Raw genomic sequence first — 18,472 nt, forward strand, 5'->3', positions numbered from 1 at the left:
CAGCGGAATCGCCGCGGGAAGAAACTATCGCGCAATGACGGCAATTTGCCGATTCCTGCGGGAGAAACGGCCTGGATCAGAAGGATTGGCCGATGCCGGCATAGATGCCGTATTTCGTTCCGTTCGGATATTTGTTCAGCGGTACGGCGAAGTCGAGGCGGATCGGACCGAAGGGCGTGGCATAGCGCAGGCCGATGCCGGCGCCGGCGCGAATGTCGGAGAAATCGGGTGTGGTCTTGGCCGAGACGGTACCTGCGTCGATGAAGGGCACGACGCCGATGGTGTCGGTGACCGCGATGCGGGCTTCGAGCGAGGCGTTGACATAGGAGCGCCCGCCGGTCTCGCGGTCGTCGGAATTGCGCGGGCCGATTTCCTGGTAGGAATAGCCGCGCACCGAGCCGCCACCACCGAGATAGAAGCGGCGGTTGGCCGGGATGTCCTCAAGCCCGCTGCCGCCGACGAGCACGCCCGCGCCGATCTTGCCGGCAAGGACGAAGCGCTTCTCGTCGCCAAGCGCATGGTAGCCGGACGCCGACGCTTCGAAGGACGAGAAGAAGGTCTGTCCCTTGATCTCGTAGCTCGGCTTGGCGTTGATCATCGCCCGGTAGCCTTCGGTCGCGTTCAGCTTGTCGTTGCGGGTATCGCGCACATATTCGAGCGGGACCGCGGCCGTCAGATAGGAATTGGAGCCGAAGGCGTCGTCGATGTTGGCCCAGCTCAATTCGCCGCCGCCGGAGAAGGTGTCGGTCGGCGAGAGTTCGAAGGTCGCGCCGGCGGCACCCGTCAGGATCTTGGCGCGATAGGCGTCCGGGTCCTGGATGTTGGCCTTGAGGCTGGCGGTAAAGGTCGAGGCGGGGCCGAAGGCGCCCGGCTTTGCAAAGAGGATGCCGACCGAATAGTCGAGCTTGTCCAGTTCCTTGGTCTCGCCGATGCGGTCGACCGAGCCCTCGATGCGCAGCGATTCGGCGCGGCCGAAAAGATTGCGGTGTCCCCAATAGCCCGACAGCCCGAGGCCGTCGGTCGTCGAAACCTGGGCGCCGAAGCCGAAATACTTGTGCTTGCCTTCGGAGACCTCGATCTTCATCGGGATCGACCCGTCTGGCGAAAGCGTGTTGGCTTCCTTGATCGTCACGCTTGAGAAGACACCGAGCTGGCGCAGCCGCTCGGAGGCCTTGCGGATGTCCTCCGGCGAATAGGGACGGCCCTCGTTGAGGCGCGAATAGTCGCGCACGAAACCGGGATCGACGGTCTTCGTCCCGCCGACGGTGACCTCGCCGACCGGGGCGACGGGGCCGCCGCTGGCGCCGATGACGATGTCGACCGTTGAATTGGCGTGGTTGGCGACAGCACTGCGTTCGGTGAGCTTGGCCATGGGCCGGCCCTGCTCGCGCAGGTCGTTCACGACCTTTTCGCCGGCCTTGATGATCAGGGTGGAATCGGCGCGCGCGCCGGCTGGAAGGCCGTAATCGGCGGGACTGAAGCTTGCCGCGTCGCCTTCGAACTTGACGGAACCGACGTTGAAGACTGGACCCGGGGTCACGGTGACGGTGACCGGGATAGGCTTGCCATCCGGGAAAGACGGATCCGGCGGCAGGCTGTCGATGTCCTGGCCGTTGACACGGATCGCGATGGTGCCGCCGTAGCGGGCCTTTTCGTAGAGTGCGGCCAGCAGCCGGTCGCGGTCGTCGCGGGCCCGGATGGCGAGCCCAAGATCGCCGGAGACCGGCTTTTCCTGGCCCTGCACGAGCTGCGAGCTGTTTTCCAGCGCTTCCTTCAGTTCATCGTCGTCGGTGCCGGCGTCGAAGGTGAGGGTGTAGTTGACCGGGTCGATGACCGGCGCTTCTTCCTCGTCGCTCTCGAAAAACTTCATGCCGAAGAGCTTGAAGGCATAGGCCTTCTCGGCGGAAAGCGGGCCGAGCGCGCACGTAAAGGCAACAGCAAGCGCAGTCGCTGCCTTCCAGTACGCAATACTCGACCGTGGTGGGGACATTCGCTTCCGCATCCCGTCTTCAGGCGACCCAATACAAACTGCCTGCTTATGCGGCCGGGTCACTATTGCATGCCTAAGGTTTTCCATCTGTTAACGATGACGATCCCTTGCATCCACCCCTGATGCCGAATTTCGGTGTCGATTTCGTCGAAAAAGCGCGGAAATGTTGTCGGCGCAGCACAACCGCCGGCTCTGCGGTGCCGACAACTCGGTATGCGCCCGGCCTTTGCCGAAGCCACAGGCCTCGACCGACGTGCCATATTGCTAGGCTGCCTCGGGCAGTTCCCGCAGCTGCGGCACGGCGGAAGCGATGATTACGAGGAACTGAATCAGGAAGCCGGCGGCTGCGACGGCAAGGCATGCTTCGACGCCGAAGCGCGTGGCGACGACGGCGCCGAGCGCCGCGCCGATCGGTCGTGCGCCGAAGGTGGCGGTGGTGATGAAGGCCGAGACGCGCCCGAGCATCGCATTGGGCGTGACGGCCTGTCGCAAGGTGAGGGTGGCGATCGACCAGAGCACCGGGCCGGCGCCGAACAGAAAGAAGCTCAGGGCCGCGAGGAGGCCGGAGGGAACCCAGATGGTGGAGAGCATGACGGCCGCGGCAGTCAGCCCGCCCAGCGGGCCAAGGGCGATCATCACGCCGAAAGGGATATTGCGCGCAATGGCGGGTGCTGCGAAGGCGCCGATCATCATGCCGGCACCATAGATGCCGAGCGTGATGCCGACACCGGTCGCCGTCAGGCCAAGGGTCTGAATGGCATAGGCGACGTAGACCGCCTGCAGTACGAACCAGGCCGTGTTGAAGACGATGGCGGTCACCAGAATGGGCCTCAATAGCGCGTGGCCGGCAAGGAAACGGGCACCTTCGGCGAGGTCCTGGAGAAGCTTGCGCTTGGGGCTGCTTGGCTGGTGGTGATCGCCAAGGCCGGCGAGCAGGACGACGGAGAGAAGCGACAGGGAGGTGGCGGCGACATAGGCGAGCGATGCGCCCGTCCATGCGACGATCGCGCCGCCGATTGCCGGCCCGCCGGAATAGGCGAGGCTGCGGGCAAGCTCCATCCAGCGGTTGGCATCGGCCAGTTGCGCACGCGGAACGATTGCCGGGATCAGGGCAGGTGCGGCGACATTGTAGCAGACCGTGCCGATGGCGCCGACGAAGCCCATGACGGCCAGCAACGGCAGCGACAGCAGGCCGCTGAGCATCAGCAACAGCGTGGCGACCAGCGACAGCGCGCGCAGCATTTCCGAGCTGACCATCAGCCCGCGCCGCGATGCGCGGTCGGCAACGAGACCGGCTGGAATGGAGAGCAGCAGGAACGGCAGCGTCTGCGCCATCTGCAGCCAGCCGGTTTCCGCAGGGCCTGCGGCAAGCAGAAGCACGGCGGCCAGAGGAGCGGCGGCCAGCGCCATCTGCTCTGAAAATTGCGCAAAGAGGTTGGACCAGCCGATCCGCTTGAAGGCTGGGGGAAGGGGCGTGTTTTCTGGTTTCGACATGGGAAGCCTCGATCATGATAGGTCGAGGCCACGAAACGGAATTGCGTGACGCAGAGCCACCCGGTTTGCGCGCGCCCTGTCATTTTGGTGAGGCGTGCATCGTTTTTCTCGCTGCCTGTTGCAACGAAAAACCCCCTCAGGGCGATTGCCATGAGGGGGAACCATTCCGTCGACGCGCTTGCGCGACGCCGAAGGACGATCTTCTTGCTGCGGCTTAGCGCGGGCAGGAGTCGATGTAGCGGCGGCCGTAGCGGTCGCGGTAGTAGCACTGGCCCGGCTGTTCGGTGACGTTGCCGATGACCGCGCCGGATACGCCGCCGATGGCCGCGCCGACCGCTGCGCCACGGACGTCGCCGGTGACAGCGCCGCCGATGATCGCGCCGGAAACGGCACCGATGCCGGCGCCTTTTTCCGTCTGGGTGCAGCTTGCGACCGCCAGGGCGACCAGCACAAGTGCGATGGCTTTCTTCATGTTGTTCTCTCCGATCTCTACGGATCTCAAGCCTTGCGCTCAGTCCGTCCCGTGGATGATGGCGGAGCCGGGAACATCCCGCTCCACCTGAACTTGCGGTTCGGAAAATACGCGGTCCCCATCGAAAGTCTACGGGAGCGCTGCGGTTTCTTCCTGGCGGCAAGATAATGATATCGTTCCTGAACGGGACATGAAGGCTCAGTTCCCCGCGATACAACCGGTGTAGAAAAATTTTATCGTCCGGCGGGCGGGGGCGGTTGCGGCATTCCAAAAAAAGACAAATGATACAAACAAGCCCGCAAAATCCGGAGGAGCGGATCCGTGGGCGAAGGGCATCGATATCAGTTGGCGCGTACCTTAGTCGCGTGAACCATCTCACCCGACTTTCCGGCCGCGCTCGTGTTGGCATTGACCGACCCCGGAGGAGCGAAATGGCGAAAGTAACAATGACGGTCAACGGCCGTCAGGTGAGCGGTCATTGCGACGACCGCACATTGCTGGTGCAATTCATACGCGAAAATCTTGGACTGACCGGCACCCATGTCGGCTGCGACACCTCGCAGTGCGGCGCCTGCGTCATCCATATGGACGGAAAATCGGTCAAGAGCTGTTCCATCCTCGCCGCCCAGGCGGCAGGCTCCACGATCACCACCATCGAAGGCTTGGCGGCCGACGGCGAGCTGCATCCGGTGCAGGCGGCCTTCAAGGCCAATCACGGCCTGCAATGCGGCTTCTGTACGCCCGGCATGGTGATGACCGCCGTCGACATGATCCGCAGGCACCAGGGACAGCTGGACGAGGCGACGGTGCGCGCCGAGCTCGAAGGCAACATCTGTCGTTGCACCGGTTACCACAACATCGTGAAAGCGATCCTTGCCGCCGCCGCCGAGATGAGCGGCGCCCGCGTGGCCGCAGAATAGCGGTAGATCGAGGGGCGGGACCTCGCCCCTGACGCATGTCACCCAGAACCGACGCATGGCCGTCGGGACTGTCGCTGGATATCTCGGGAGGAGATAGGCAATGGGCGTTGAAGGCATTGGCGCGCGCGTGGCGCGCAAGGAGGACAAGCGGTTCCTGACCGGCAAGGGCCGCTATACGGACGACATGTCCGTGCCGGGAATGAAATATGCAGTCTTCGTGCGCAGCCCGCACGCGCATGCGAAGATCGTGAAGATAGACGCGTCGGCGGCCAAGGGCATGCCGGGTGTGATCGGCGTGCTCGACGGCAAGCAGCTGCTCGCCGACGGTATCGGCAACCTGATCTGCGGCTGGATGATCCATTCCAAGGACGGATCGCCGATGAAGATGGGCGCCTGGCGGCCGCTCGCGCACGAGACCGTGCGCTATGTGGGCGATGCCGTGGCGATCGTCGTTGCCGACAGCGTCGCCGAGGCGCGTGACGCGGCCGAGGCCGTTGTCGTCGAGTACCAGGAGCTTGCCGTCGTCATCGATGCGTCGAAGGCGCTGGAGGCGGGACAGCCGCAGCTTCATCCGGAAGCGCCGAACAATCTGATCTTCGACTGGCAGATCGGCGACGAGGCAGCGACCGACAAGGCGCTCGGCGCTGCGGCGCATGTCACCGAAATCACCATCCACAACAACCGGCTTTCGCCCAACCCGATGGAGCCGCGTGCGGCGCTCGGCATCTACGACGCCGGCGACGACCACTACACCTGCTACACGACCAGCCAGAACCCGCATGTGGCCCGGCTGGTAATGAGCGCCTTCTATAATGTCGCGCCGGAAAACAAGCTGCGGGTGATCGCGCCCGATGTCGGCGGCGGCTTCGGCTCGAAAATCTACATCTATCCGGAGGAGATCGTCTGTCTCTGGGCGTCGAAACGCACGGGCGTGCCGGTCAAATGGACGTCGGACCGCACGGAAGCGTTCCTCACCGATGCGCATGGCCGCGACCATGTGTCGAAGGTGAAGATGGCCTTCGACGCCAACAACCGCATCATCGGGCTGAAGGTCGACACGGTCGCCAATCTCGGCGCCTATATGTCGCTGTTCTCCTCGGCGGTACCGACCTATCTCTATGCGACGCTGCTGTCAGGGCAGTACGACATCCCGGCGATCCACGCGAATGTGCGCACCGTCTACACCAACACTGCACCGGTGGACGCCTATCGCGGTGCCGGGCGGCCGGAGGCGACCTATCTCCTGGAACGCACGATGGAGACGGCGGCGCGCGAACTCGGCGTCTCGCCTGCCGAATTGCGTCGCGTCAACTTCATCCGCTCCTTCCCGCACCAGACGCCTGTGATCATGAACTATGACGCCGGCGATTACGACGCTTCGCTCGAAGCGGCGATGAAGGCGGCCGACTGGAACGGCTTTGCCGCCCGCAAGGAGGAAGCGGCCGGCCGCGGCATGAACCGCGGCATCGGCATGAGCTGCTACATCGAGGCCTGCGGCATCGCGCCGTCGGCAGCCGTGGGGTCGCTCGGCGCCGGCGTCGGCCTTTGGGAATCGGCCGAGGTGCGCGTCAATGCCGTCGGCACGATCGAGGTGCTGACCGGTTCGCACAGCCATGGCCAGGGGCACGAGACGACCTTTGCTCAGCTCGTCGCCGACCGCTTCGGCGTGCCGCTCGACAGCGTCAACATCGTGCATGGCGACACCGACAAGGTGCAGATGGGCATGGGCACCTATGGTTCGCGCTCCGGTGCCGTCGGCATGTCGGCTGTCGTCAAGGCGCTCGACAAGGTCGAAGCCAAGGCCAAGAAGATCGCCGCCCATCTGATGGAGGCGGATGAGAGCGACATCGTCATCGAGAACGGCGAGCTGAAGGTCGCCGGCACCGACAAGGCGGTGCCCTGGTTCCAGATGGCGCTCGCCGCCTATACCGCCCACAATCTGCCTGCCGGCATGGAGCCGGGGCTGAAGGAAGGGGCCTTCTACGACCCGGCCAACTTCACCTTCCCGGCCGGCTGCTACATCTGCGAGGTGGAGGTCGATCCGGAAACGGGCCGGACCAAGATTGTCCAGTTCGTTGCCGCGGACGACTTCGGCAACATCATCAATCCGATGATCGTCGAGGGGCAGGTGCATGGCGGGCTCGCGCAGGGTATCGGCCAGGCGCTGCTCGAAGGCGTGCACTACGATGCCTCGGGCCAGCTTTTGACGGCGAGCTACATGGACTACGCCATGCCGCGGGCCGACGATCTGCCGTCGTTCCAGGTCTCGACCTCGAACACGCCCTGCCCAAACAATCCGCTGGGCATCAAGGGCTGCGGCGAGGCCGGCGCGATCGGCTCGCCACCGGCACTGATCAACGCCATCACCGACGCCATCGGCAACAACGCGCTCACCATGCCGGCAACACCGCACAAGGTGTGGGCGGCGGCAAACGCGGCCAACTGAGGAGGACATCATGTACGAGACCCAATATCACCGGGCGTCCTCGGTTCAGGACGCCGTCAGCCGAATGGAAGCGGCCGGCGAAGGCAAATATGTCTCCGGCGGCATGACGTTGATCCCGACGATGAAACAGCGGCTGGCGTCGCCGAGCGACCTGATCGACCTTCGCCATATCGCCGAGATGCAGGGCATCTCGGTCAACGGCCGATCGGTGCGGATCGGGGCGGCGACCACCCATTACGAGGTGGCGTCGTCGGCAGCGCTCAAAGCCGTCTGTCCGGCAATCTGCAGCCTTGCCAGCCATATCGGCGATCCGCATGTGCGGCACATGGGCACGATCGGCGGGTCGATCGCCAACAACGACCCGGCCGCCGACTATCCGGCGGCGATGCTCGGACTGGGGGCGACGATCGTCACCAACCGGCGGGAGATCGCGGCCGACGATTTCTTCACCGGCCTGTTCGAAACGGCGCTGGAAGACAGCGAGATCATCGTCGCCGTTACCTTCGACGCGCCTGCCAAGGCCGCCTACCAGAAGTTCGCCAACCCGGCCTCGCGTTACGCCATGACCGGTGTCTTCGTCGCCAAGCGCGACAATGGCGAGGTCCGGGTCGCGGTCACCGGTGCGGGCGCAGGCGGCGTTTTCCGTCAGGCGGAGATGGAGGCCGCACTTTCCGCCAACTGGTCGCCGGACGCGCTCGCTGGCATCAATGTCAGCGCGTCGGACCTGCTCTCTGACCTTCACGCGGATGCGGCCTATCGCGCCAACCTGGTGAAGGTCATGGCCAAACGCGCCGTGGCTGCGGCATGACCGGCCTTTGCCGCCACACAAACAGCGAAAAAGGGCGGCCTCGGCCGTCCTTTTTTCATCCTTGCTTGACTTCGATCAAGCTTGACGTGATGAACATGCACTAAGGCTTTCTTTGGAATGTTTCAAAACTAGGGCTGTTCCCGTTGAAACGGTTTCAGTGAAAGCAGCGAAGATGCTCAGGCTCAAAAATGCTAGATCATCTCGGATGCACTTACTGGGCAGGCAGCGCTTCAAGGGCCTTTTGCCGCAGTTGGCAGATGCCGGGCATTCCGAGGTTGACCCCAGGTCGCTTTGATTGAAGAAAAGCGGCCGGGCACTGGAGAAAATGATGGATTTCGAAAATTTCTTTAAGAACGAGCTGGACGGGCTGCATCAGGAAGGCCGCTACCGGGTTTTCGCAGACCTCGCGCGTCATCGCGGCCAATTCCCGAAGGCCGCGCGCCACACGGCTCAGGGCGTTCAGGACGTCACCGTCTGGTGTTCGAACGACTATCTCGGCATGGGCCAACATTCCGTCGTCACCGAGGCGATGAAGCGCGCCATCGACGAATGCGGCGCCGGCGCCGGCGGCACCCGCAACATCTCCGGTACCAACCACTACCACGTCCTGCTTGAGCGCGAGCTCGCGGACCTGCACGGCAAGGAATCGGCGCTGCTGTTCACCTCGGGCTACGTGTCCAACTGGGCAGCACTCGGCACGCTCTGTTCGAAGATTCCTGGCGTCATCGTCTTCTCGGACGCCGGGAATCACGCTTCGATGATCGAGGGGATCCGTCACTCCAAGTGCGAACGCGTCATCTTCAAACACAATTCGGTCGCTGACCTCGAAGCCAAGCTCGCCGCTGCCGATCCGCGCGCGCCGAAGCTGATCGCCTTCGAATCCGTTTATTCGATGGACGGCGACATCGCGCCGATCAAGGAATTCTGCGACCTCGCCGACAAGTACGGCGCCATGACCTATCTCGACGAAGTGCATGCCGTCGGCATGTACGGTCCGCGCGGCGGCGGCATTGCCGAGCGCGAAGGCCTGATGCACCGGCTGACGGTGATCGAAGGCACGCTCGGCAAGGCCTTCGGCGTCATGGGCGGCTACATCACCGGCTCGGCAGCACTGTGCGACTTCATCCGCTCGTTCGCATCCGGCTTCATCTTCACGACGGCGCTGCCGCCGACGCTCGCCGCCGGCGCGCTCGCCTCGATCCGTCACCTGAAGGAAAGCCAGGTCGAACGCTTCGCGCACCAGGAGCGCGTGCGTCGTCTGCGCTCGCTGCTCGACCAGCGCGGCATCCCGCACATGCCGAACCCGAGCCATATCGTGCCGGTCATGGTCGGCGACGCCGCCAAGTGCAAGTGGATCTCGGATCTCCTGCTCGACAATTTCGGCGTCTACGTGCAGCCGATCAACTATCCGACGGTGCCGAAGAAGACCGAGCGCCTGCGCATCACCCCGACGCCGCTGCATTCGGATGCCGACATCGACCATCTCGTCGGCGCGCTGCATTCGCTGTGGTCGCGCTGTGCGCTGGCTCGCGCTGTCGCGTAAGGCCATTTTTGCCGGCGCCATGCGCGCCGGTTGGAAAGCTCCGAATTACTGAAGCAGCCCGGCCGCCAAGTGCCGGGCTTTTTCGTCGGCGGCAAAGACGTCGTCCATCGTCGCGGCGGCCGGCAGGTTTGCGAGCTTGTCCATCACCGTTTCGACGATCTCGGCCATGGCGAGAAAGCCGGTGCGGCCGGCGATGAAGGCGTCGAGCGCCGTTTCCTTGGCACCATTGAGCACCGCGCCCTGCACGCCACCCTCGACCATCGCCCGGCGGGCAAGCCGGATCGCCGGGAAGCGCACTTCGTCCGGCGCCTCGAAATCGAGGCGCGACAGCTTGGCGAAATCGAGCCGCTCGATCGGTAGGCTGCAGCGGCTCGGATAGGAGAGCGCATAGCCGATGGCGGTGCGCATGTCCGGGCAGCCGAGCTGGGCCAGCACCGATCCGTCGGTGTAGCCGACCATCGAGTGGATGACCGACTGCGGATGCACGATCACCTCGACCTGTTCGGGCTTGAGCGCGAAGAGGTGCTTCGCCTCGATCATCTCCAGCGCCTTGTTGAACATCGAGGCGCTGTCGATCGAGATCTTCAGGCCCATCGACCAGTTGGGGTGGGCGCGCGCGACGTCAGCCGTCACATGCCGCATCTCCTCAAGCGACTTGGTGCGGAAGGGGCCGCCCGAGGCGGTCAGGATAATGCGCTCGACCGCGTGGCGCTGATGTTCCTCCAGCACCTGGAAGATGGCGTTGTGTTCGCTGTCGACCGGCAGCAACCGACCGCCGCCTTTTTTCACCGCGTCGATGAACAGGCTGCCGGCGGAAACCAGGCACTCCTTGTTGGCGAGCGCGATGTCGGCGCCGCGGCGGGCGGCAGCAAGCGTCGGGGCGAGGCCGGCGTTGCCGACGATCGCGGCCATCACCCAGTCGGCGTCCCGCTCGGCCGCCTCGATCAAGCCGCTTTTGCCGGCGGCAACCTGGATGCCGGTCCCGGCGAGCGCCGCTTTGAGGTTTTCATACTGGCTCTCGTTGGCGGTGACGGCGAGTTCGGCGCCGGCCTTCACGGCCTGCTCGGCAAGCAGGGGAATGTTGCCGTTGCCGGTGACGGCGACGACGTCGAAGTGCTCGCGGCCGCCAAGGCGCTCGATGACGTCGAGCGTGTTGGTGCCGATCGAGCCGGTCGAGCCGAGGATCGTCAGTCGGCGCTTCGCACTGTCGCGGGATGCCATGCCAATACCCATGTTCTTCTTTTCGGACGGGATGCCCGGCTGAGACTTTGCCGCGGGCGCATGATCTGCACGAGATCGATCCGAGTTTTTTATGTTGTTTGCTAGGCTCTACAGGCGAAATCCGCCGGCAACAAGGGCGCGGTCTTCATTCCGTCTCGTCCGCGGGCTAAGAATCAGGTGCCTTGAGTCGGGGCCGAAGGAGTTCGCGATGCTGAAAGTCATGACCGCCGTTTCCTGCGCCTGCGTGGCGATCGAGATGGCCTCGATGCAGCCGGTCGCGGCCGAGAACGTGCCGCAGCAGATCGTCGGCACCTGGCTTGCCGAAGATATCGGTGGAGGTGGGGTCATCGACAATCTCCAGTCGACCCTGGAGATCCGCGAGGACGGCACCTATGGCGGCATGGCTGGCTGCAACCATTTCACCGGTACTTTCAGTCTCTCTGGCTCGAAGATCACCTTCGGCCCGGCGGCATCGACACGCAAGATGTGCGTGCCGGCGGTGATGAACCAGGAGCAGAAGTTCCTGGAAGCGCTGCGTTCAGAGCTTTCCTGGTCGGTGGAAGGATCGAAGCTCGTGCTTGGCAAGGGGGGTGGTGGCACTGCCGTGAAGCTGGCATCGATGGCGGCAGCGTCGGAAGGCGCTGACGTGACGATCCGCATTCCGGGAGCCGATACGGTGGATCGGCAATCGGTCCGCTACGATTGCGGTGGCAAGGCGATCGAGGCGGAGTACATCAATGCCGGCCCGGTTTCGCTGGTGACCTTCACGATCGACGGCACATTCGTCGTCGCCTCAAACGTGATGGCTGCGTCCGGAGCCAAATATGCCGGCGGGCAATATGTCTGGTGGACGAAGGGCGAAGAGGCGACGCTTTTCGACGCGACGAAAGGTGACCAGGATCAGGGCATCGCCTGCAAGCCGGCATCCTGAGCCGGCTTTTCGCCTGATCGGAAGCACAAGGCGCGGCCTGCGCCCGGGTGGACCAGTGGCATAAGTTGTCGCCTCGATTGGAACTTTTTCCTTCGCGTCCTAGTTACAATCCCGACGCCATCGCGGCGCTGTTGTGTGCAAAATGGGAGTGTTCCATGGGGCTGCTTATCGGAATTCTGATTACCTTCCTCGTCATCGTGCTGGTGCTCTATCTCGTCCAGCGTCTGCCGCTCGACGCGCGCGCCAAGCAGATCGTCCAGATCATCGTCATCATCATCGGCATTATCTCTCTGTTGAAATACCTGGCCGTCTTCTGACGCGCCGCCTTCCAGCCAAAGGCCGCCGGATCGCAAGACCCGGCGGCCTTTGGCTGTCCGATCGATGCTGACAGGATCTGACAGCGGCAGTGCCTAGGGTCGGGCATCGAAAAGGAGACCCGACGATGCTGTCACCGAACCTCATCCTGTTCTATGTCGAAGACCCGGCAAAAAGCGCCGCGTTCTATACCGGCCTCTTTGAACGCGAACCCGTTGCCTCCTTCCCGACCTATGTCGCCTTCGAACTCGAAAACGGGCTGACGTTCAGTCTATGGTCCACGGGCGCGAGAGATTTCGTCTCGTCCGGTACCGGCCATCGCTCGGAAATCGCCTTCATGGTGAAGGACGATGCTGAGGTCGAGCGCCTTTACGCGGAGTGGCGCAGCAAAGGGATCACGATCGAGCAGGAGCTGAAGACGGCGGTCTTCGGCCGCACCTTCGTGGCGCTTGATCCCGATGGTCATCGCCTGCGCGTATGCAGGCCCGACGATTGAAATCATCAGGTTTCGGTGGGCCGAACGCGGAATAGCAGCGCCTATTGCGCGGCGGTCGGCGCCCTGCGATCAAGGATGGCCTGGAACAGGGCGGCCTGATGCTCGGTGGCGGCGCGGATTGCGCTGAGCTGCCGCAGCATCGAGCCAAAAGCCGCGAGAAGGATGCCGCTCAGGATCGCGCTCAAGGCCCAGGGAAGCACGACCAGCGCTCGAAGCTGCGCCGTTGCCGGATCGGTAGCGAGCAGCGCGATCGCAGCGGCCAGTGCGGCCAGGATGATGACGATGCCGATGATTTGCAGAAGCTTACCCATGGTGTCCTCCCGTCATGCGCGCACCGTCAGGCAGACTGCATCTCCTGTCAAGCAGGCGGCTTCGGCAAGGCAATCTTGCGATCGTGACTGAGGGAGCAAAACCCGGCCCAACAAAAAAGGCCGGGGCAAACCCGACCTTCCTCATCACCTTCCGTCGATGCCAGTTCATCCGTGGTCATCAGGAAGATGTGAGTGTTGTTTAGCTGGGGTTCGTGACAGGCGCATGACGTCAGCGCGTTTCTTTTCCCCTGCGCTGTTCTGCGCCAGCGGTGGGTGCTACCGCCTTACCATTTGCCCAGATGCGCGCCGCCGTCGACGTTCAGCACCTCCCCGGTGATGCGCGGCGCCCGGGTCAGGAACAGGACGGCATCCACGATCTCTTCGACGCTGGAGATGCTGTGCATCGGCGAAAGCGTGTTGAGGAAATCGCGCGGATTGTCCTTGTGAAGCGGCGTGTCGACGACACCGGGCGCGACGACGTTGACGCGAATTCCGTCCCTTGCGTATTCCATGGCGATGTTCTTGGAGATCGCATTAATGCCTCCCTTGGTCAGCATGGCGACCGAAGCGTTCATGCCCGCGATCGGACGATCGGCAAGCGGCGTCGTGATGCTGACGATGCTGCCGCCTCTCTTCTGGGCCAGCATTTGCTTGATGACGAGTTGGGTCGTGTGGAGGAACCCTTCGATGTTGGTGGCACTCAGGTGCCGGTAGTCGTCAGTGGTGTAGTCGACGAAGGGCTTGGTGAAGAAGATGCCGGCATTGTTGACCAGCGCGTCGATCGAGCCGAAGCGGTCGATCGCCGTTTCCACCACGCGTTTCGCCGTCTCCGGATCGGCGATATCGCCGTCGACCCGCGCCAGCCGGTCCGATTCTGTTATTTCGCGCGATCGGCTGACATTGCGCGAGGTTGCGACGACGCTATAGCCCTCTGCCAGAAAAGCGTTTGTGAGGCCCGCGCCGATGCCCTGGGATGCACCTGTGATGATGGCGACTTTGTTTGTCATCTGATCTCTCCGTGGTTGGACGGTTTCGGTGAGGTCAATATGGCTGCCGCTGGATTGTGCGATTAGATGGAAATATCTGGAATTACTTTTTCAGTAGTGCAAAAATAATCCCATGGTCGATCTGAACGATATCGCGGTCTTTGCGGCCGTTGCCCAGTTCGAGAGTTTCAGCCGGGCAGCACGTTCGCTCGGCATGCCGGTCTCCACCGTCAGCCGCAAGGTCACGGCGCTTGAGGAGCAACTGGGCGTCACGCTCATCCAGCGCACGACGCGCAAGCTCAGTCTCACGGCGCAGGGGCGCGCCTATTATGCGGAATGCGGCGAACCGCTGAAGCAGCTTCGCGATGCGGAGCGGGTGCTGAGCGAGGCGCAGAGAAGGCCGGAGGGGTTGCTGCGGGTCACCGTTCCCATGACCCTCGGGCAGCCGCCCTTCTTCGATTTCCTGTCCGCATTCATGAAGACCTATCCCGAGATCGAGGTCGATCTGCTCGTCACCAACATGTTCATGGACCTCGTTGCCGAAAACATCGACGTCGCGGTGCGGTTCGGTGAATTGCGCGATTCGTCGCTTGTCGCGCAGCGCCTGGGTCGAAGCACCCACTTCCTGGTAGCCGCGCCCGACTATCTCGACCAACAGGGCACCCCATCGCGCCCCGAAGACCTGAGCGGCCATCGCTGCGTTCTGGTCAATGCCCGGGGCAACGAGGCAGAATGGCATCTGGTCAAAGGTGGCGAAACGGCCAGCCTGCGTGTGAGCGGAGCGGTGTCGGTCCATGACATCCAGTCGGCGAGCGCCATGACCGAGCGTGGCCACGGCATCGGCCGGTTGCCGCCGATCTTCTGCGACAGTCTGCTTGCGAGCGGCAAGCTCGTGCGCGTGCTTCCGGGTTGGTCGGCGCCGGATGTCTTCGTGCACGCGGTATATCCGACGCGGCGCTTCCTGCCATCACGACTGCAGGTGTTTCTGCAGGAACTCAAAGCCTGGCGCGGCCCGGCGTGGCAGCCGCTTCGGTGAGCATGCGCTAGGGCACGATCTCTTCGAGCTTTTGCGCGAAGATGCTGAAACCGGCCCGACGATAGGTCGCCTGCGCCTTCGGATGGTCCCATTCGTCCGTATGCAACCAGATCCGGTTTGCACCACGGTTCCAGACGGCGCGTAGCGCATTGTCGAGGAGAAATGGCCCCAGCCTTTGGCCGTAAACGTCCGGGATCAGGCCGAAATGGGTGAGTTCGACATCCTCGGTATCGACGCGGTCGAATTCGCAGAGCCCGACCGCCAGGCCATCCAGGCGCAGAATGTAAAGGCCCGTCGAAAGGCTGCCGAGAAAATCGTCGAGATCTGCTCTGGGCATGCGTAGTCGCTGATCCCAGCGCAATGGTTCGCCGACGGCGCGATAGAGCGAAAGAAACGCGGCGGCATCCGGACGTTCGGACGTAACCACCGCGTGCGCGATCGGTGCCGGAAACGCGTCGCCCGCCGGGCGTTCGAGCATTTCCATATAGGTCACGAGCAGTTGGACCGTGTTTTCTCCGGAGGGGGTAGCTTTAATGTCATCCACGGCGTCAGCACGGCGCGCGCCGCGTCCAGTTCGATTAACAGGGGTCTTGGAGAATGGTGATCCCGCCGCGATTCGAACGCGGGACCCCCAGATTAGGAATCTGGTGCTCTATCCTGCTGAGCTACGGGACCACTTGGATAGCACCCATACAAAAGCAAGGGCTCTTCGCCAAGTGTTTTTGCGTGCGTATCCGAGGAAATGCAGGTGGCGGCGAGCTTGGGTCGTCTCGTCCGGGTGGTGTGCCGACGCGGACCGGCAGGCTTGAAAACGACGATGAAACGGGGGCTGGTCTTCCACGTCTTCCGAATGCTAAGCAAAGCAAGCGCCGGCCCGAGGAAGCTGGCGCTCCCCATTGAGACCTTCATCAGAGACCTGATCCAGATATGTTCATCGGAATAGATTGGGGCGGCACGAAAATGGAAGTCATCGCGCTTGGCCGCGATGGTGAAACGCGCGCCCGACATCGCGTCTCGACCCCGACCAGCGGCTATGACGATTGCATTCGCGCCGTTCTCGACCTCGTTGCCGCCGCCGAGCAGACGGCGGGCGAACAGGGCTCGATCGGCATCGGCATTCCCGGCAGCCCCAATCCGCGCACCGGTATCGTGCGCAATTCCAATGCGGTGCTGATCAATGGCAAACCGCTTGGTCGCGACCTCGAAACGGCGCTTGGCCGCCCGGTCCGGCTTGCCAACGACGCCAATTGCCTGGCGGTCTCGGAGGCGGTCGACGGTGCCGGCAAGAACGAGCATGTGGTCTTCGGTGTCATCGTCGGCACCGGCCATGGCGGCGGCCTTGCGATCGACAAGAAGGTGCATGCCGGCTACCAGGGCGTTGCCGCCGAGATCGGCCACTATCCGCTGCCCTGGATGACGAAGGACGAATATCCCGGCCACAAATGCTGGTGCGGCAAGCATGGCTGTCTCGACATGTATGCCTGCGGTACTGGCGTCGAACTGGACTACCGTCTCACGACCGGTGTTGAAAAGCGCGGGCGCGACATCATCGAGGCAAAGCGGGCGGGCGACCCGGTGGCAACGGGCGTCTATGAGCGCTTCGTCGACCGGCTGGCGCGCAGCCTGGCGCTGCTGACCAATATCGTCGACCCGGACGTCTACGTGCTTGGCGGCGGCATGTCGAATGTCGACGAGATCTATCAGGACGTTCCGCCGCGCGTGGTCAATTACCTCTTCGGCGACACGTTCGAAACGCCCATTCGCAAGGCCTTGCACGGCGACAGCTCCGGCGTGCGCGGCGCGGCCTGGCTCTGGAAGGACTGAACCCCATGAATATTGACAAGGACCTCGCCCGCATCGCGCGGCAGGAACAGGAATTGCAGTTCGAGCGCTTCGATCTCGATACGGCCTGGGAGCTTGGCACGCTGCTGCGCAAGATGGCGGCTGAGCGCAAGCTTGGCGTCGTCATCGACATCACGCTCTTCTCGATGCAGGTGTTTTATGCCGCGCTCGACGGGGCGACGCCTGACAATCCGAACTGGGTGCGCCGCAAGCGCAACACCGTGTTCCGGCTGTTCAAGAGCAGCTACGCCACCGGTCGCGAGCTTGCCAAGGCACAGACCAATCTGCAGGCGAAGCTCGGATTGGCCGATGCCGATTATGCAGCGCATGGCGGCAGCTTCCCGATCGTCGTCAAGGGCACCGGCTGTATCGGTGCCGTCACCGTATCCGGCCTGCCGCAACGCGAGGACCACAACATGGTGGTCGAAGCGCTCTCGGCCTTGCTCGGCAAGGATCACGGCGCATTGAAGCTCGAGGACTGAGAATTGGCATTGGATATTCTTTCGCAATCACGCGTGCTGTCGGATTGGCTGGCGGACAAGGCTCTGCCGCTCTGGCGGGACAAGGGCGTGGATCATTCAGGCGGCTTCGTCGAGACGATCGATATGGCGGGCGAGCCGACCCGCGCCAACCGGCGTGCGCGCGTTCAGCCCCGGCAGGTTTACTGCTTCGCGGAAGCCGGCCGGCGCGGCTGGACAGGCGACTGGCGGGGTGCCGCCGAAGGCGGGCTTGCCTATTTCGATCGCGTTTTCAAGCAGTCGAGCGGCTTTTACGGTGCGCTCGCCGATGCCGACGGCAATCTGCTCGATCCGTCCTTCGACCTCTACAACCAGGCTTTCGCGCTGCTCGCCTTCGCCTATCTGGGCGAGGTCGTGCCGGCCCGCAAAGCCGAGATGATCGAGCGCAGCAATGACCTTCGCGCGCGGATAGAGGCGCACGTCAAGCATCCGGTTGCCGGCTTCGAGGAAGACAATCCTCCGCGCCTGCCGCTCTGCTCCAATCCGCATATGCACCTCTTCGAGGCGTGCCTGGCGAGCGAGACGGTCGAGGGCTTCGATCGGGTGGGCTGGGCAAACCTCGCCGATGAAATTGCGCATCTGGCGATGGATTATTTCATCGATGCCGAGAGCGGTGTTTTGCGTGAATTCTTCGATCATGACTGGGCGCCGATGGCAGGCGACAAGGGCCGTATCGTCGAGCCTGGTCACCTGTTCGAATGGGCGTGGCTGCTTTTGCGCTGGGCGGAACGCCGCGGCAGTGCCGAGGCGATCGTCAAGGCGCGGCGGCTGTTCGATATCGGCGAGGCGCACGGCATCTGTGCGAACCGCAACGTTGCGATCATGACGCTTCTCGACGACCTGTCGGTCGCCGATCCGATCGCGCGGCTCTGGCCGCAGACCGAGTGGCTGAAGGCGGCCGTTCGCTTTGCCGCACTCACCAACGGTGCCGAGCGCGAGCGTTATCTTGCTTCGGCCGCACGTGCAGCGGCGGCCCTCCAGACGTTCCTGGCGACGCCGGTTGCGGGCCTTTGGCGCGACAAGCAGCAGGCCGACGGCAGCTTCGTCGAGGAGCCGGCGCCGGCGAGCAGCTTCTACCACATCCTTTGCGCCATTTATGAAACCGAGGACTGCCTGGCCCGGCTCTGATTTGCCGATCCAGAG

18 protein-coding genes and 1 tRNA gene are annotated in these 18,472 nt (G+C 63.4%); 11 read left to right on the forward strand and 8 right to left on the reverse strand.

All coding sequences use genetic code 11. The annotated features are described in order from the left end of the window. Positions 1–76 precede the first annotated feature (76 nt). From M2267_RS22495 to M2267_RS22505, 3 genes are all read right to left on the reverse strand, one after another. Entirely contained in the window at positions 77–1,990 is a 1,914-nt protein-coding gene (locus M2267_RS22495) for an autotransporter assembly complex protein TamA (RefSeq protein WP_082005962.1), read from the reverse strand. 264 nt (positions 1,991–2,254) lie between these two features. Further along, on the reverse strand, positions 2,255–3,484 hold the full coding sequence (locus M2267_RS22500; RefSeq protein ID WP_429117244.1) for an MFS transporter: 1,230 nt from the start codon (positions 3,482–3,484) through the stop codon (positions 2,255–2,257). A gap of 214 nt (positions 3,485–3,698) precedes the next feature. Beyond that, positions 3,699–3,956 carry a glycine zipper domain-containing protein gene (locus M2267_RS22505; RefSeq protein ID WP_034802400.1) on the reverse strand — a complete coding sequence of 86 codons (258 nt, stop codon included), beginning with the start codon at positions 3,954–3,956 and terminating at the stop codon, positions 3,699–3,701. Between the two features lie 431 nt (positions 3,957–4,387). Here M2267_RS22505 and M2267_RS22510 point away from each other — a divergent pair, with 431 nt between their 5' ends. The 4 genes from M2267_RS22510 to hemA all read left to right on the forward strand — a co-directional run bounded on the left by M2267_RS22510 (position 4,388) and on the right by hemA (position 9,673). Further along, the gene (locus M2267_RS22510; protein ID WP_034802397.1) at positions 4,388–4,876 is read left to right on the forward strand and encodes a (2Fe-2S)-binding protein; all 489 of its coding nucleotides are present in this window, start codon (positions 4,388–4,390) and stop codon (positions 4,874–4,876) included. 100 nt (positions 4,877–4,976) lie between these two features. Further along, the gene (locus M2267_RS22515) at positions 4,977–7,322 is read left to right on the forward strand and encodes a xanthine dehydrogenase family protein molybdopterin-binding subunit (protein ID WP_429117247.1); all 2,346 of its coding nucleotides are present in this window, start codon (positions 4,977–4,979) and stop codon (positions 7,320–7,322) included. Positions 7,323–7,332: 10 nt separating this feature from the next. Beyond that, the gene (locus M2267_RS22520) at positions 7,333–8,130 is read left to right on the forward strand and encodes an FAD binding domain-containing protein (protein ID WP_429117250.1); all 798 of its coding nucleotides are present in this window, start codon (positions 7,333–7,335) and stop codon (positions 8,128–8,130) included. A 328-nt stretch (positions 8,131–8,458) separates the two neighbouring features. Further along, the gene (gene hemA, locus M2267_RS22525; RefSeq protein ID WP_043614792.1) at positions 8,459–9,673 is read left to right on the forward strand and encodes a 5-aminolevulinate synthase; all 1,215 of its coding nucleotides are present in this window, start codon (positions 8,459–8,461) and stop codon (positions 9,671–9,673) included. Positions 9,674–9,718: 45 nt separating this feature from the next. On the opposite strand, the gene dxr is transcribed toward hemA, so the two are convergent. After that, positions 9,719–10,894: a 1-deoxy-D-xylulose-5-phosphate reductoisomerase gene (gene dxr, locus M2267_RS22530; protein ID WP_429117251.1), complete on the reverse strand. Its 1,176-nt coding sequence runs from the start codon at positions 10,892–10,894 to the stop codon at positions 9,719–9,721. A 208-nt stretch (positions 10,895–11,102) separates the two neighbouring features. On the opposite strand from dxr, the gene M2267_RS22535 reads away from it, so the two are divergent. From M2267_RS22535 to M2267_RS22545, 3 genes are all read left to right on the forward strand, one after another. Then, positions 11,103–11,825: an META domain-containing protein gene (locus tag M2267_RS22535; RefSeq protein WP_429117253.1), complete on the forward strand. Its 723-nt coding sequence runs from the start codon at positions 11,103–11,105 to the stop codon at positions 11,823–11,825. A gap of 155 nt (positions 11,826–11,980) precedes the next feature. Further along, on the forward strand, positions 11,981–12,142 hold the full coding sequence (locus tag M2267_RS22540) for a Thivi_2564 family membrane protein (protein ID WP_089044368.1): 162 nt from the start codon (positions 11,981–11,983) through the stop codon (positions 12,140–12,142). Between the two features lie 125 nt (positions 12,143–12,267). After that, positions 12,268–12,636 (forward strand): VOC family protein, encoded by a 369-nt coding sequence (locus tag M2267_RS22545; RefSeq protein ID WP_429117255.1) that lies wholly within the window; start codon positions 12,268–12,270, stop codon positions 12,634–12,636. A gap of 41 nt (positions 12,637–12,677) precedes the next feature. Here M2267_RS22545 and M2267_RS22550 read toward each other — a convergent pair whose 3' ends face one another. Then, positions 12,678–12,947 (reverse strand): hypothetical protein, encoded by a 270-nt coding sequence (locus M2267_RS22550; RefSeq protein ID WP_043614800.1) that lies wholly within the window; start codon positions 12,945–12,947, stop codon positions 12,678–12,680. Positions 12,948–13,231: 284 nt separating this feature from the next. Beyond that, the gene (locus M2267_RS22555) at positions 13,232–13,954 is read right to left on the reverse strand and encodes an SDR family NAD(P)-dependent oxidoreductase (RefSeq protein WP_402325729.1); all 723 of its coding nucleotides are present in this window, start codon (positions 13,952–13,954) and stop codon (positions 13,232–13,234) included. A 112-nt stretch (positions 13,955–14,066) separates the two neighbouring features. Between M2267_RS22555 and M2267_RS22560 the strand changes: the two genes are divergently transcribed. After that, a complete protein-coding gene (locus M2267_RS22560; RefSeq protein ID WP_429117259.1) occupies positions 14,067–14,969 on the forward strand; it encodes a LysR substrate-binding domain-containing protein in 903 nt (300 codons plus the stop codon). A 7-nt stretch (positions 14,970–14,976) separates the two neighbouring features. Here the strand turns inward: M2267_RS22560 and M2267_RS22565 are convergent, their stop codons facing one another. Then, positions 14,977–15,513 carry a GNAT family N-acetyltransferase gene (locus M2267_RS22565; protein WP_429117261.1) on the reverse strand — a complete coding sequence of 179 codons (537 nt, stop codon included), beginning with the start codon at positions 15,511–15,513 and terminating at the stop codon, positions 14,977–14,979. A 54-nt stretch (positions 15,514–15,567) separates the two neighbouring features. After that, positions 15,568–15,644 (reverse strand) — tRNA-Arg (locus tag M2267_RS22570). 252 nt (positions 15,645–15,896) lie between these two features. On the opposite strand from M2267_RS22570, the gene M2267_RS22575 reads away from it, so the two are divergent. The 3 genes from M2267_RS22575 to M2267_RS22585 are packed head-to-tail and all read left to right on the forward strand — an operon-like array spanning position 15,897 to position 18,457. Beyond that, positions 15,897–16,793, forward strand: coding sequence for an ROK family protein (locus M2267_RS22575; protein ID WP_192450917.1), 897 nt, complete (start codon positions 15,897–15,899; stop codon positions 16,791–16,793). 5 nt (positions 16,794–16,798) lie between these two features. Continuing rightward, positions 16,799–17,293 (forward strand): heme-degrading domain-containing protein, encoded by a 495-nt coding sequence (locus tag M2267_RS22580; RefSeq protein WP_043614812.1) that lies wholly within the window; start codon positions 16,799–16,801, stop codon positions 17,291–17,293. A 9-nt stretch (positions 17,294–17,302) separates the two neighbouring features. Continuing rightward, positions 17,303–18,457, forward strand: coding sequence for an AGE family epimerase/isomerase (locus M2267_RS22585; protein WP_429117314.1), 1,155 nt, complete (start codon positions 17,303–17,305; stop codon positions 18,455–18,457). Positions 18,458–18,472: the final 15 nt, after the last annotated feature.

The sequence above is a fragment of the Ensifer sp. KUDG1 genome (assembly GCF_050434285.1).
Lineage (GTDB): Bacteria > Pseudomonadota > Alphaproteobacteria > Rhizobiales > Rhizobiaceae > Ensifer.

Excerpts from the sequence above, each read along its gene's own strand:
- M2267_RS22495 (WP_082005962.1), bottom strand. The coding sequence starts at position 1,990 with ATGTCCCCACCACGGTCGAGTATTGCGTACTGGAAGGCAGCGACTGCG.
- M2267_RS22500 (WP_429117244.1), bottom strand. The coding sequence starts at position 3,484 with ATGTCGAAACCAGAAAACACGCCCCTTCCCCCAGCCTTCAAGCGGATC.
- M2267_RS22505 (WP_034802400.1), bottom strand. The coding sequence starts at position 3,956 with ATGAAGAAAGCCATCGCACTTGTGCTGGTCGCCCTGGCGGTCGCAAGC.
- M2267_RS22510 (WP_034802397.1), top strand. The coding sequence starts at position 4,388 with ATGGCGAAAGTAACAATGACGGTCAACGGCCGTCAGGTGAGCGGTCAT.
- M2267_RS22515 (WP_429117247.1), top strand. The coding sequence starts at position 4,977 with ATGGGCGTTGAAGGCATTGGCGCGCGCGTGGCGCGCAAGGAGGACAAG.
- M2267_RS22520 (WP_429117250.1), top strand. The coding sequence starts at position 7,333 with ATGTACGAGACCCAATATCACCGGGCGTCCTCGGTTCAGGACGCCGTC.
- hemA (WP_043614792.1), top strand. The coding sequence starts at position 8,459 with ATGGATTTCGAAAATTTCTTTAAGAACGAGCTGGACGGGCTGCATCAG.
- dxr (WP_429117251.1), bottom strand. The coding sequence starts at position 10,894 with ATGGCATCCCGCGACAGTGCGAAGCGCCGACTGACGATCCTCGGCTCG.
- M2267_RS22535 (WP_429117253.1), top strand. The coding sequence starts at position 11,103 with ATGCTGAAAGTCATGACCGCCGTTTCCTGCGCCTGCGTGGCGATCGAG.
- M2267_RS22540 (WP_089044368.1), top strand. The coding sequence starts at position 11,981 with ATGGGGCTGCTTATCGGAATTCTGATTACCTTCCTCGTCATCGTGCTG.
- M2267_RS22545 (WP_429117255.1), top strand. The coding sequence starts at position 12,268 with ATGCTGTCACCGAACCTCATCCTGTTCTATGTCGAAGACCCGGCAAAA.
- M2267_RS22550 (WP_043614800.1), bottom strand. The coding sequence starts at position 12,947 with ATGGGTAAGCTTCTGCAAATCATCGGCATCGTCATCATCCTGGCCGCA.
- M2267_RS22555 (WP_402325729.1), bottom strand. The coding sequence starts at position 13,954 with ATGACAAACAAAGTCGCCATCATCACAGGTGCATCCCAGGGCATCGGC.
- M2267_RS22560 (WP_429117259.1), top strand. The coding sequence starts at position 14,067 with ATGGTCGATCTGAACGATATCGCGGTCTTTGCGGCCGTTGCCCAGTTC.
- M2267_RS22575 (WP_192450917.1), top strand. The coding sequence starts at position 15,897 with ATGTTCATCGGAATAGATTGGGGCGGCACGAAAATGGAAGTCATCGCG.
- M2267_RS22580 (WP_043614812.1), top strand. The coding sequence starts at position 16,799 with ATGAATATTGACAAGGACCTCGCCCGCATCGCGCGGCAGGAACAGGAA.